The sequence below is a fragment of the Streptomyces tirandamycinicus genome (genome assembly GCF_003097515.1).
In the GTDB taxonomy this organism is placed as follows: Bacteria; Actinomycetota; Actinomycetes; order Streptomycetales; family Streptomycetaceae; genus Streptomyces; species Streptomyces tirandamycinicus.
In genome coordinates this window covers 5754040-5767091 of sequence record NZ_CP029188.1, presented here as the reverse complement: position 1 = coordinate 5767091, position 13052 = coordinate 5754040, and the positions used below count along the sequence as shown (strand labels likewise).

Sequence of the window (13052 nt, the reverse complement as noted above, 5' to 3'; positions counted from 1 at the left end):
CCGGAGACTCCGGGCTCGGGACCGGAGATTGGGGTCTGGCCACTCGAGAGTGCGGGCTCCCGCGGCCGCGGACGGCTCGGGTTCCCTACGACGCCGCGTCAGGAACCCGGCGGCCCGGGCCGCCGCGGCTCACGGCGCCGACCGCCCGCGCCGGCGCTCCTGCTCCAGCAGCTCGGGGAGGTCGGCGAGCCGGTCGAGGCCGGCCACGGTCCGGGCCATGCGGTGGTTGCGGGACAGCCGCTCCCGGTGCCGGTGGAGGAAGGCCCAGTAGCCCGCGGTGTACGGGCAGGCCCGGTCGCCGACGCGGTCCGCGGGCCGGTAGGCGCAGGCGCCGCACAGGTCGCTCATCCGGTTGATGTAGGCGCCGCCCGAGGTGTACGGCTTGGTGGTCATCAGACCGCCGTCGGCGTACTGGGACATCCCGACGACGTTGGGCAGCATGACCCAGTCGTAGCCGTCGACGAAGTTGCGGTGGAACCAGTCGGTGACCTGCGCCGGATCCCATCCGTCCTGCAGGGCGCGGCTGCCGAGGATCATCAGCCGAGGGATGTGGTGGGTCCATCCGGTGTCCCTGACCTGGGCGAGCACGGTGGACAGGCAGCGCGCGGTGACCGCGTCCGCGTCCAGGTCCGCGAACCAGTCCGGCAGGGACCGCCGGTGGCGCAGCACGTTGCGGCGCCGGTAGTCCTCGCCGAAGTGCCAGTAGAGGTGCCAGACGTACTCGCGCCAGCCGGCGATCTGCCGGACGAACCCCTCGGCCGATGCCACCGGCACCCCGCCCGCCCGCCAGGCCCGTTCGGCGCGCTCGACGCACTCGGCGGGATCGAGAAGCCCCAGGTTGAGCGGTGCGGACAGCATGCTGTGGCTCATCCAGGGGTCGTCGGCGAGTACGGCGTCCTCGTACCTGCCGAAGCCGGCCAGCCGGTGCTCGGCGAAGCGGTCGAGGGCGGCCAGGGCCTCGGCGCGGGATGCGGGGAAGAGCCGGGGCCCGTCGCGGCCGGTGAAGGAGACGTCGCCCGCCCGCTCCCAGGCGTCCAGGTCGTGCCGTACCTCTTCGTCGATCTCGTCCTCCCGTGCCGTCCAGGGCCGAGGCGCGCCGAGGGTCGACCGGCCCCGCGGCGGCGGTTCGCGGTTGTCGCGGTCGAAGTTCCAGCGGCCGCCCGCCGGTTCGCCGCCGTCCATCAGCAGGTCGTGGCGACGGCGCACCCAGCGGTAGAACTCCTCCAGCCGCAGCGCCCGGCCCCGCCGTTCCGCGGCCCAGTCGGCGAAGTCGTCGTGCGGCACGAGGAAGCCGCGCGCGGGGACGACGTCGGCGTCCGGCAGGGCGGCGACGAAGCGGGCGGCCGCGTGGGAGGTCGGGTGGCAGACCGTGGTCCGGGTGCTGCCCGTGGCACCGGCCAGGCCTTCCCGGTACGTGCCGGCCTTCACGTACCGCACCCGGTCGCCGAGTTCGGCGGCGCGGTGGCGCATGGCCGAGAGCACGAGATGGGCCTTGGCGCGGTGGAAACTCCTCCGGCGGAACACGGCGCGGGACTCGATCATGAGGACGGGTGCGTCCTCGTCGGGTCCGTCGGGCCCCGGCTCGGTGAAGTGCGGGCCGAGCTGGTCCCCGAAGACCAGGTGGGAACGGGGTGCGCGACGGGACATCTGCCCTCCTGTCAGCCCCTGGACAGGGCCACGATGACGTCCACCGCGGAACCGAGTCCGTGCAGCCGCAGGGTTCCCGGATACGCGCCGCCCGCCCAGCCGGGCCCGGCGAGCAGGAGCGAGGTGCGCTTCCGGGCGCCCTTCACTCCCCAGTGGACGCCGGAGACGATCCGCACCAGCGAGCGGTCGGCGGTCGACCGGGACTGCGCCCAGAGCACCACGGCGGCGGGGCCGAGCCGGCGGACAGCCTCGTGGAGCGCGTCCGCGGGCAGCGCCGGTCCGAACATCCGGGCGGGCACTCCGCGTTCGACGAGCGCCGCGGACAGGGCCTCGATGGGAAGGCTGTGCTGCTCGCCGGGGACGCAGGCGAGCAGCACCGGCGGCATGTCCGCGCGTTCGCGTTCCGCCGCGGGCCGTACCCGGCGCAACGCCGACGAGACATGCCAGGAGAGCAGGTGCTCGACCTCGATGTAACGCTCACCCGATGTCGCCCATTTGCGGCCCACGGCGTGCAGGGTGGGGGCGATGACCTCCTCCCAGGCGGCGACGAGTCCGTGCTCGGCCAGCGCGGCGTCCAGCAGGGAGTCGACGGCGGGGGCGTCGAGCCGGACGGCGGCCCGAGCCAGCCCCCGGCACTCCTGCCGTACGTCTCCGAGGGGGAGGGCGTTCGGTCCGCCGGGGGCGCGCGGAGAGGAGGCGGTCTGCTGCCCGGTCGCCCCGCCCGGTCCGCGGCGCGAAGTGCCCGTCGCCGCCGCCGTCGTGCCGGTCGCCCCCGTCGCGGTGCCTGTCGTCCCCGTCCCCGTCGCCGACGCCGTCATCGTCGCCGTCGGAGTGCTCATCGCCGCGCGCGCGGCCTCGGCGGGCGGGACGCCCTGGGCGGTGAGCCGGCACATCTCCTCGAGCCGGGCGATGTCGTCGGGCGTCCAGCGGCGGTGCTTGCCGTCCTCGCGGGTGGCGGGGCCTATCGCGTAGCGCCGCTCCCAGGAACGGAGGGTCGTGGGCGCGACGCCGAGCCTGCGGGCGACCGCACCGGTGCTGAGCGCGGCGGTCACGCCGTCCTCTGCCGGGCCCTCCGGGCGGCTGTCGGCCTCCACCTGATCCATGGTACGGCGCCGCGCCGGAGCGGACCGCCCGCCGGCGCACCCGTCCACGGGCGTCGTCGGTCCACGGGCGTCGTCGCTCCGCGGACGTCGTCGGCCGTGCCCCCGGGCTGCGTCGGCCGTGGCCACCGGCGTCGTCAGCCCGAGCCCCGGGCCTCCTTGAAGCGGGCGAGTCCGTCTGCGAGGTCCACGATCGGATCCGGGTAGTCCAGCCGGGCGCGTACGGCGTCGGGGAGCTTCCACGGCTCGTGGACGGCGGATCCTTCGACGTCCTCCAGTTCGGGCACCCAGCGGCGCACATAGGCGCCGTCGGGGTCGTAGCGGTGGGCCTGCCGGACCGGGTTGAGCACCCGGTTCGGCCGGGTGTCCGTGCCGGTGCCCGCCACCCACTGCCAGTTCAGCTGGTTGTTGGCCAGATCGCCGTCGACCAGCAGTTCCAGGAAGTGCCGTGCGCCGACCCGCCAGTCGACGTAGAGCGTCTTGGTCAGGAAGCTCGCCGTCAGCAACCGCCCGCGGTTGTGCATCCACCCCTCGTGCTGGAGCTGGCGCATGGCGGCGTCGACGACGGGATAGCCGGTGCGGCCGTCCTTCCACGCCCGGACGTCGGCGTCGGCCTGCTTGCCCGAACGCCACCGGTCGTGCCGCTCACGGTAGTCGGCGGCGGCGGACGCGGGGCGGGCGGCGAGCACCTGGTGGTGGAAGTCGCGCCAGCACACCTGCCGTACGAAGGCCTCGGCACCCGGACCGCCCGCCGCGCGGGCCCGGTGGACGGCTTCGGCCGGGGAGATGGCACCGAAGTGGAGATGGGGCGAGAGCCGGGAGGTGGCGTCGCCCGCCAGGTCGTCGTGCCCCTCCTCGTAGCGGGCGAGGCCGCCGCGCGTCCAGGCGTTCAGCCGTCTGCGGGCCTCACGCTCGCCCCCGCGGGCGAGCCCGTCCGACACTCCCCCGGCCTTCTCCACGTCCTCGCGGGAGGGCACCGGCTCGGAGCGGAGCCCGTCGGGCACCCTGACCGTGCGCGGCGCCGCGAGGACCCCGCGGAGGTCCTCCTGCGACCAGCGGCGGTGGTACGGCGTGAACACGGCGAAGTGGTCCGAGCCGGACGGGACGACGGCCCCGGGCGCCAGGGCGGTGACGACCGCGTCGTGGACGCGCAGCGCGCGGCCGTCCTCCTCCAGCGCGAGGCGCAGCCGTTCCTCACGGGCGTGAGCGTAGCCGCTGACACCGGCCGCCATGTGGACCTCGCCCGCGTCCGCCTCCCGCGCCGCCGCCCGGACCTCCTCGACGACGTCGCCGGAGCGGACCACGAGACGTCCGCCCCGGTCGCGCAGGCCCTCGTCGAGGTCGGTGAGGCAGTCGGCGAGGAACGCCCTCCGGTTGGGGGGCGCGAAGCCCGCGGCCGCGATGCCGTCGTCGCGTACGAACAGCGGCACCACGCGGTCCGCCGCCCCGAGCGCGGCGCGCAGCGGCGGATGGTCGTGCAGGCGCAGATCGGAGGTGAACAGGACGACCGCGGTGTCCATGGTGCTCCTGGGGACGGTCGGGCCCCTCGGTACGGGGCGGGGACGGGACGGTTGGAAGCGGGGCGGTTCGAAGCGGGGGCGGGCGGAACCCGGGGGTGGGGGGAACCCGGGGGTGAAGAGCGATCGGGGTCGTCGCGGACGGGTGGGAGGGGGCGGCTTCCGACCGGCGGCCGATCCGTCCGCCGCAGGGGCCGGAGGACCGTCCGTCTCCCGCAGGGGCCGGAGGACCGTCCGTCTCCCGCAGGGGCCGGAGGACCGCTCCGTCCGCCGCAGGGGCCGGGGGCCGCGTCGCAGGCGCCGGAGGCGGCTCCGTCTGCCGCGGTGGCCGGAAAGCGGGGCCGGGCGCAGGGCCGCGTCGCGGGGGCCGGGGTTTGGGCCCCGCCCAGCCCGGACCCCGCCCGGCCCGGACCGCCGGACGCCCCGGTCAGCGGGCCCGCGAGGACGGGGCCTCCTCCGGCACCGGATCCGGGGCGCCGGTGCCCGCCGCGGCGGCCTTCTCTGCGGCCCGCGCGATGTTGCGCGCCATGCCGCCGAAGACCACCGCGTGGAACGGGGAGACGCTCCACCAGTACACGTGCCCGAGCAGTCCGCGCGGGTGGAACAGCGCCCGCTGCCGGTAGCGGGTCCGGCCCCCTTCGCCCCGCTCGGCGCACATCTCCAGCCAGGCGAGGCCCGGCAGCCGCATCTCGGCCCGCAGCCGCAGCAGGCGGCCCGGCTCGATCTCCTCGACCCGCCAGAAGTCCAGCGAGTCGCCCACCCTCAGCCGGGCGGCGTCCCGGCGGCCGCGGCGCAGTCCGACGCCGCCGACGAGCCGGTCGAGCCAGCCCCGTACCGCCCAGGCGAGCGGGAAGGAGTACCAGCCGTTGTCGCCGCCGATCCCCTCGATGACCCGCCACAGGTCCTGCGGCGAGGCATCGACGTCCAGCGAGCGCCGGTCGGTGTAGAGGCTGCCCCCGGCCCAGTCGGGGTCCGTGGGCAGCGGGTCGCTCGGGGCGCCGGGCGGCGCGGCGGAGGACCACCGGGTGGCGACCTGCGCGTCGCGTACCCGCTGCAGCGCCAGCTTCAGGGCTTCGTCCAGCCCGGTCGGGCCGCCGGGCGGGTCGGGCACATAGCGGGCGATGTCGTGCTCCCGGCAGACGACCTCGTGCCGCAGCGACTCGGCGAGGGGCCGGGCGAGGGACGGCGGCACGGGCGTGACCAGCCCGATCCACAGGCTGGACAGCCGCGGCGTCAGCATCGGCACGCCCAGGATCAGGCGCCGGGGCAGCCGGGCCACCTCGGCGTAGCGCCGCATCATCAGCTCGTACGTCACCACGTCCGGCCCGCCGATGTCGAACGACCGGTTGACGTCCGCGGGCATCCGGGCGCTGCCGACGAGGTAGCGCAGCACGTCCCCGACGGCGATGGGCTGGACGCGGGTGCTCACCCAGCTCGGGGTGACCATGACGGGCAGCCGCTCGGTGAGGTAGCGCAGCATCTCGAAGGACGCGGAGCCGGAGCCTATGACGACGGCGGCGCGCAGTACGGTCGCGGGCACCGGCGCGCGGAGGAAGATCTCGCCGACCTCGGCCCGGGAGCGCAGGTGGGGGGAGAGCTCGTGCCCGGGGACCGCGACGGGCGTCAGGCCGCCCAGGTAGACGATCCGCCCCACGCCCGCCGCGCTCGCCCGCTCGGCGAACGCCGTGGCCGCCTCGCGGTCGGCCTCCTCGAAGGAGGCCCCGGACCGGAGCCCGTGCACGAGGTAGTACGCGACGTCCACACCACGCAGCGGTTCGTCGAGGGAGCCGGGGTCGGTGACGTCGCCCTGGACGACCTCGACATCCCCGGCCCAGGGGTGGTCGCGCAGCTTCCCGGGCGATCGCGCCATGCAGCGGACCCGGTATCCCGCGTCCAGCAGTGCGGGCACCAGCCGACCGCCGATGTACCCGGTCGCGCCGGTCACGAGACACCGCGGGCCCACGGTGTCCCGGCCGTCGCCCTGTCCACTCATGCGAACCTCCGATTCCCGCGGATGCACGGACCGTCCGTTCTCCTGTCACCTTGCCTCGCGAAGGGTGCTTCCGCTCGGGGAGGCGCGACAGATGCGCGATGGATGCGGAGCGGAGGCGGGGCGGAGGCGGGGCGGAGGCGGGGCGGAGGCGGGGCGGAGGCGGGGCGGAGGCGGAGCGGAGGCGGGGCGGAGGCGGGGCGGAGGCGGTCACCGGCGCCGCGGGGTGCGCCGGGGCGGCCCTGGCGACATCCCCCACCTGCGGTTCCACCTCCGTGCCGCCGGTAGCCGGCTCCTGCCGGGGAAGGGGCACATCACGCACCGGACGGGGGCCGGACCACCGCGGCAGAGACCCGGCGGAGGTTTGCCGAGGGGGCGAGCGGTCAGGCGAACAGCACGTACGTGTCGTCGCGTACGCGAGGAGCGGTGGAGGATGTCTACTGATGAACTGACCGGGACACCCCGTCCCGAGGCCGTGGTACCCCGAACCCCTTCGCAGGCGCGGTCCAGAGTGGAGGCGTCGCTGCGGGAGTGGCTGGTACCCGCACCCGGTGCCCCCGACACGGAAGTGGTCGGCGATGCCGTCCTCGTGACGTCCGAGCTGGTGACGAACGCCCTCCGCCACGGTGGCGGCATGACCAGTTTCGACGTCGAGGTGACCGACGAGGGGTGCCGGGTGAGCGTCGGGGACCGCAGCGACCAGCTTCCCGAGTCGGCCGGTCCCGGCGACGGCGGTGGCTGCGACGGCGAGGGCGGCGGGCCGCGCGTCGGCGGCCACGGGTGGCGGGTGATCCGCAGGCTGGCACGCAGCGTCACGATCACCCCGCAGGCACACGGCGGGAAACGCGTCAGCGTCCTGATCTCCCTGGCCTGAGGCACACGGACCACCGTCTCCCCTGGCCTGAGGCGCACGGCCGACTCGGGTGAGCCAGCACCCGCCCACCCGGCACGGCGGGCCGGACTCGCGCCCCCCCGGGGGGGGCGGACTCGCGGCACGGTGAGTCGGATTCGCGGCACGGTGGACCGGACTCGCGGCAGCGCTGCGGGCCGCCCGTCGCCCTCCGGCGCCGTGGACGCGCCCGAAGACCCACGTGGAGCGGGGTTTACAACGAGCGTCAGCGGTAACGCTCAGTAGCACATGATCACCGAGAGAGACGAATCCCCTATCCAGAGATCTCCCATACCCAACAGACCCCGTAGAGGAGGAAGTCATGTCGATCGGTGCGCTTGCCATCCTCGGGGTGGCCGCCGTCATGATCCTCGCACTCGTCATGGCACGGCCCGTGCGGCGCACACACCCCGGACGCTTCCGTCACCGAGAGGGGCGGCCGCGACTGAGGCCGATGAGCCGAACTGAGGCCGACCAGTACCTGGCCCAATGGTCGGTCCTCTCAGGGCAGTTCGTCGACTCACCCGGCGAGGCGACCACCAGGGCCCAGGAACTGCTGGACACGGTGGCCACGGCGCGCGGCCTCCCCAGCGCCTCGCCGGAACTGCGGACGCGCGCCCTGAGCGAGCTCTTCCCCGACCACGCCGACGCGGCCCGCAGGCTGCGCGACGCATCCGAACAGGCGGCGGCGGGAAGCGGGGACGCGGAGACCATGCGCCAGGCGATGCTGGCCGGCCGTGCGCTGCTCGCGGAACTGGTGGCCGCAGCGCCGCGCGTTCCCGACGTCGCCCCGGTGTCGCAGCGGAAGGCGGTACCGGGCCGGCGGGTCCCGCCGCAGCGGTCGGCGACCCTCCACCCCTGAGGCCCGCGGATCGATCCGCGGCTCATCCACCGTCAGGTCCTCGCGTGCGTGTGTCTCCTCACGGAGGACCTCGGGAGACCAGTCCATGAGGCCCTCCTGCGAGGTCCGCGCGACCGCACGACCCGGCTGCCCATGGGGCCCTACCACCCCCTGAGCCGTAGCCGTAGCCGTACGTGGCCGCAGGGTCCCGCTGCCCGTGCGATCCGCCGAGGCGTTCCGTCCGGCCTGGTCGTACGGGACGGACGGCCCTCGGCCGGCGCCGGAGGGCGGTGCGTCCCCCGAGCGGGGACGCACCGCTCCGCTCTGACGACGGCGCGGCGTGGCGCGGCGTGGCGCGGCGCGGCGCACCACAACACCGGCGACACGGCCCCGGAGAGGCCCCGAGAGGCCCGGAGAGCTCCGGAGAGGTCCGGGACGACTCCGGAGAGCTACCGGAGAGGCCCGGCAACGGGACGACACCACACGAACACCCCGCAGCCGCCGGGTGAAGAAGGCATCCTTCTGGGTAAGCGGCTTTCGCGGAAGGCGAGTTGCGCGGGGGAACGAGAATCACGCGGGGGTGACCATGCTGTCAGGCGACGTGGCCGGGGAGCAACGTCCTGCGCGGCCGTCGGTGCCGACCAGCGCGGCCGCCGCCCGCGACCAGGTCGAACGGCTGCTGGAGGAGCACTTCCGGGGGACACCCCGACACGGGCCGCCGGCCGTGGTCCTGACGGACGCTCTGCTGGTCACCTCGGAGCTGGTGACCAACGCGATCCGGCACGGCGGCGGTGTCACCGCCTTCACGGCCCGGGTGACGGGCGAGGGGCTGGTGCTGACGGTGCGGGACCGCAACCCCGAGGCACCCGCCGTGCGACTCCACCCTGAGGGACAGACGTTCCCCGTGGGCGGCTACGGCTGGCCCCTCGTCCAGCGGCTCGCCACGCGCATCCACATCGCGCCGCTGCGTGAGGGGAAGACGATACGGGTCCTGCTCCCCCTCCCCCCGCACTCCCCGCCGGAACCCGGGCCGTAGCATCCGCGCCGATGCCCGACTGCCGGACGAATGACGGCGGTTGCCCGGGCACCCGCGCCGCTGTCGCGTGGCACGGAGAGGCCCCGCCCGCGCGGGTACCTCCCCGCGGCCGCGCCGCCCGCCCGCTCCGGCCCGCTCCCGCTCCTGTCCGGCGCGCTTCCCAGCCGCTCCGGCCCAGGCCGACCCCGCCCCCGCCGGGGGCCCCGCGCTCACGGCCCGCCTCCCGCCCCTCCCCCCTCCCGCCCTCGGCGCGCGGGATCGGGCCCGGGCTGGTTCGCTGGACTGCGGGGGCCGTCCGAGCTGTCCTGGGAGAGATCCGGATGAGTACCTATCGAGTCGCGCAGGTCGCCACCGCCGGAGGGCCGTTCGAGGTCGTCGAGCGGGAGGTGCCGGAGCCAGGCCCCTGCCATGTGCGGATCACCGTCGAGGCCTGCGGAATCTGCCACAGCGACGCCTTCTTCACAACTGCCGCGCTGCCGGGCATCACCTTCCCGGTGGTCCCCGGTCATGAGATCGCCGGACGCGTCGACGCCCTGGGCGAGGGCCTCGACGGCTGGGGCCGGCAGGTCGGCGACCGGGTGGCCGTCGGCTGGTTCGGCGGCAGCTGCGGGCACTGCGCCCCCTGCCGGCAGGGCGACTTCATCGTGTGCCAGAACCTCAAGGTGCCGGGATGGGCCTACGACGGAGGGTTCGCGGAGTGCGTCGTCGCACCGGTCGACGCCCTGGCACCGATACCCGACGCGCTGACGGCAGCCCACGCGGGACCGATGGCCTGCGCCGGAGTGACCACGTACAACGGGCTGCGGCACAGTGCCGCCCGGCCGGGCGACCTGGTAGCCGTGCTCGGCATCGGCGGTCTCGGCCATCTCGCGGTGCAGTACGCGGTCGCGATGGGATTCGAGACCGTGGCCATCGCCCGCGGGGCCGACAAGGCCGAACTCTCCGAACAGCTCGGCGCCCACCACTACATCGACAGCACTGCCGGCACATCCGTCGCCGAGGCCCTGCTGTCCCTCGGCGGCGCCAAGGCCGTCCTCGCCACGGCAGCCAACTCCGCGGCCATCACGGCCACCGTGGACGGGCTGGCGCCCCGCGGCGAGCTGGTGGTGATCGGCGCCGATCCCAAGGCGCTGGGAATCAACCCGCTGCAACTGCTGATGAGCGGCCGGGTCGTCCGCGGCCACCCGTCCGGCACCGCGCAGGACGTCCAGGACACGATGGAGTTCAGCGCCCTGCACGGTATCCGCCCGACGGTCGAGACCCTGCCGCTGGCCTCGGCCGACGAGGCCTACCGGAAGATGCTGTCGGGCGGCGCCCGCTTCCGGATGGTTCTCACCTCCGGCTGACCGGCCCCCGGCCGCGGCGGCCCGGTCACCCCCGGGCACCAGCCGCACGTCACCCCCACCCGCGGGGCGACGGCACGGCCGCACACCTACCCCGCAGTCCCACCAGGCGGACGTCTCATGACCACTGCACGCGACCTGATGATCATCGCCTTGGATGCGGCGCCGAGCCGCCCCGTCGAGCAGGGCGATCTGTCACTCGCGCTCGCCGGAGCCGAGGTCGTCGACCTGCTCGCCGCCGAGGCCGTCACCCTGGACGGCGACCGGATCGTGCCCGGCCTCGGCCCTGCCACCGACGATCCGCTGCTGAGCCGGGCCGCCTCGGCGCTTGTCCGCGAGCGGCCGTACGAACTCGTCGGCGACTGGCTCTGGCGCAGGGGCCGGGGCCTGTCCGCGGCCTATCTGGCCGCGCTCGAGGCGGAGGGGCTGTTCGGCCGGCAGCGCCGCCGCGGGCTGTTCTCCCGGGAGCGCCGCGTTACGCGGGCCGATACGCCCGACCGGCGCGCCGCGGTGGAACGCCTGGCCTCGGCGGAGCCGATCCTGGCGGCACTGACGTCGGCCCTCGGCCTCCCCGGACCCGGCGGACCCGGCGGACCCGGCGGACCCGGCGGAAGCAGTGAAAGCAGTGAGACCGTTGGACCGGGCGGCCTCGGCGGACCGGGCAGCCTCGGCAGTCAGGACGAGCAAGGCGGGCAGGACGAGACCGGCCGGCAGGACGAGACCGGCCGGCGGGCCGGGAGCGGCGAGACCCGGGAGGGCCCTGGCGCCGGTGGCTCCCCCGGCGGCTCGGCGGGCGTGTCCGACGACGTGGACACGGTGCTGGCGGCCGTCCTCGACGCCCTGACCCGGTTGCAGGCGATCCGGCAGCGACGCGCCGTCGCGCAGGCCGCGTTCGACAACGTCTGGCGCGGCGACTGACCCGGCGGGCGCGGTGCACCGGCCCCGCCGGAGCGGATTCAGCGGGCGGCACCCCGGACCGGACTCAGCGGGCGGCGTCCCGGACCGGACTCAGCAGGCGGCGTCCCGGACCGGCTGACGGCCGTGCGGTCGGGCGAGGTTGTCCGGAAGCAGGATGTGCCGCAGTTGCTCCTCCGTCAGAAGGCCCTTGGCCAGGACGAGTTCGTGCACACTGCGGCCGGTGCTCAGCGCCTCCTGGGCGACGGCGGTGGCCTGCTCGTAGCCGATGTGCGGATTGAGCGCGGTCGCCAGGCCGATGGAGCGGGCGACGAGGGCCGCGAGGTGCTCCCGGTTGGCGGTGATGCCCGTGACACATCGCTCGGCGAGGGTCAGGCAGCCGGCCCGCAGATGGGTCAGGCTCTTGAGCAGGCTGTGGGCGATCACCGGTTCGAAGGCGTTCAGCTGGAGCTGCCCCGCCTCGGCGGCCATGGTCACGGCCATGTCGTTGCCGATGACCTCGAAGGCGATCTGGTTGACGACCTCGGGGACGACCGGGTTCACCTTGCCGGGCATGATGCTCGAACCGGCCTGTACCGGGGGCAGGTTGATCTCGGCGAATCCGGCGCGCGGCCCGCAGGACAGCAGCCGCAGGTCGTTGCAGGTCTTGGAGAGCTTGACGGCGATCCGCTTGAGCACGCCGGACAGCTGGACGAACGCGCCGGCGTCCTGGGTGGCCTCGACGAGGTCCTCGGCGACGGTCAGCGGCAGGCCGGTGACGGCCCGGAGGTTCCGGGCGGCCGTCTCCGCGTACCGGGGGTGGGCGTTGAGCCCGGTGCCGATCGCCGTACCGCCGAGGTTGATCTCGCGGATCAGCTCACGGGCCTCGGTGAGCCGCTTGTGGTCCTCGCCGAGCATCACGGCGTACGTCGCGAACTCCTGGCCCAGGGTCATGGGGACCGCGTCCTGGAGCTGGGTACGGCCCATCTTGAGGACGTCGGCGAACTCCTCCGCCTTGGCGTCGAAGGCCGCGCGCAGCACCTCCATGGCGTCCAGCAGCCGCTGGGCGGCGAGGTCGAGGGCGATCTTCACGGCGGTGGGGTACACGTCGTTGGTGCTCTGGCCCGCGTTGACGTCCTCCAGCGGGTGCAGCCGCGCGTACTCGCCCTTGCGGTGGCCGAGGAGTTCCAGGGCCCGGTTGGCGACGACCTCGTTGGCGTTCATGTTCGTGGAGGTGCCCGCGCCGCCCTGGATCACGTCGACCACGAACTCGTGGTGGAGTTTCCCGGCCCGTATCTCCTCGCACGCGGTCACGATCGCTTCCGCCTTGGCCGCGTCCAGCAGCCCGAGTTCGCGGTTGGCGAGCGCGGCGGCCTGCTTGACGGAGGCGAGGGCGGTCACGAGGTCCGGATAGGCCGAGACGGCGGTGCCGGTGATGGGGAAGTTCTCGACGGCCCGCAGGGTGTGGATGCCGTAGTAGGCGTCCGCCGGGACGTCCCGTTCGCCGAGCAGGTCGTGCTCGCGCCGGAACGCACCGCCGGGAGCATCGTCACGCGGGTCGTCGCGCAGGTCGTCGGAGGGGAGGCGGTCGTGCGTGGGCATGGCGCTGCGGGCTTTCGTTCGGGGTGACGGGTACGGACGCGTACGCCGACGTGGCGGGTACGACGAACTGCGACGGTGACGACGGACGTGACGGCTACGACGAACGGTGACGGTGACGACGGACGCGGCGGGCACGGCCCGCGCCCCACCGCACCGGACGCCGCTCGTCGACGGGCAAACCCTGCCTGACGCG

The 13052-nt window shown here is 74.8% G+C and carries 10 protein-coding genes; 5 read left to right on the top strand and 5 right to left on the bottom strand.

Features of this window, described 5'->3' with window-relative positions; translation table 11 throughout:
* Window positions 1-129 precede the first annotated feature (129 nt).
* The 4 genes from DDW44_RS25155 to DDW44_RS25140 form a co-directional block, all read right to left on the bottom strand.
* Window positions 130-1647 (bottom strand): cryptochrome/photolyase family protein, encoded by a 1518-nt coding sequence (locus tag DDW44_RS25155; protein WP_108907839.1) that lies wholly within the window; start codon window positions 1645-1647, stop codon window positions 130-132.
* A gap of 11 nt (window positions 1648-1658) precedes the next feature.
* Window positions 1659-2750 (bottom strand): MerR family transcriptional regulator, encoded by a 1092-nt coding sequence (locus DDW44_RS25150; RefSeq protein WP_244224109.1) that lies wholly within the window; start codon window positions 2748-2750, stop codon window positions 1659-1661.
* A 134-nt stretch (window positions 2751-2884) separates the two neighbouring features.
* Window positions 2885-4267, bottom strand: a complete 1383-nt coding sequence (locus DDW44_RS25145; protein WP_108907837.1) for a cryptochrome/photolyase family protein — start codon at window positions 4265-4267, stop codon at window positions 2885-2887.
* Between the two features lie 424 nt (window positions 4268-4691).
* On the bottom strand, window positions 4692-6257 hold the full coding sequence (locus DDW44_RS25140; protein WP_108907836.1) for an SDR family oxidoreductase: 1566 nt from the start codon (window positions 6255-6257) through the stop codon (window positions 4692-4694).
* Between the two features lie 430 nt (window positions 6258-6687).
* On the opposite strand from DDW44_RS25140, the gene DDW44_RS25135 reads away from it, so the two are divergent.
* The 5 genes from DDW44_RS25135 to DDW44_RS25115 all read left to right on the top strand — a co-directional run bounded on the left by DDW44_RS25135 (window position 6688) and on the right by DDW44_RS25115 (window position 11281).
* On the top strand, window positions 6688-7128 hold the full coding sequence (locus tag DDW44_RS25135; protein ID WP_244224108.1) for an ATP-binding protein: 441 nt from the start codon (window positions 6688-6690) through the stop codon (window positions 7126-7128).
* A gap of 469 nt (window positions 7129-7597) precedes the next feature.
* Complete coding sequence (locus DDW44_RS25130) at window positions 7598-8005, top strand: hypothetical protein (protein WP_146207056.1); 408 nt, start codon at window positions 7598-7600, stop codon at window positions 8003-8005.
* Window positions 8006-8570: 565 nt separating this feature from the next.
* Window positions 8571-9020 (top strand): ATP-binding protein, encoded by a 450-nt coding sequence (locus DDW44_RS25125; protein ID WP_240800676.1) that lies wholly within the window; start codon window positions 8571-8573, stop codon window positions 9018-9020.
* A 320-nt stretch (window positions 9021-9340) separates the two neighbouring features.
* Window positions 9341-10366, top strand: a complete 1026-nt coding sequence (locus DDW44_RS25120; RefSeq protein ID WP_108907833.1) for an alcohol dehydrogenase — start codon at window positions 9341-9343, stop codon at window positions 10364-10366.
* 117 nt (window positions 10367-10483) lie between these two features.
* On the top strand, window positions 10484-11281 hold the full coding sequence (locus tag DDW44_RS25115) for a GPP34 family phosphoprotein (protein ID WP_108907832.1): 798 nt from the start codon (window positions 10484-10486) through the stop codon (window positions 11279-11281).
* A 90-nt stretch (window positions 11282-11371) separates the two neighbouring features.
* On the opposite strand, the gene aspA is transcribed toward DDW44_RS25115, so the two are convergent.
* The gene (gene aspA / locus DDW44_RS25110) at window positions 11372-12859 is read right to left on the bottom strand and encodes an aspartate ammonia-lyase (RefSeq protein ID WP_108907831.1); all 1488 of its coding nucleotides are present in this window, start codon (window positions 12857-12859) and stop codon (window positions 11372-11374) included.
* Window positions 12860-13052: the final 193 nt, after the last annotated feature.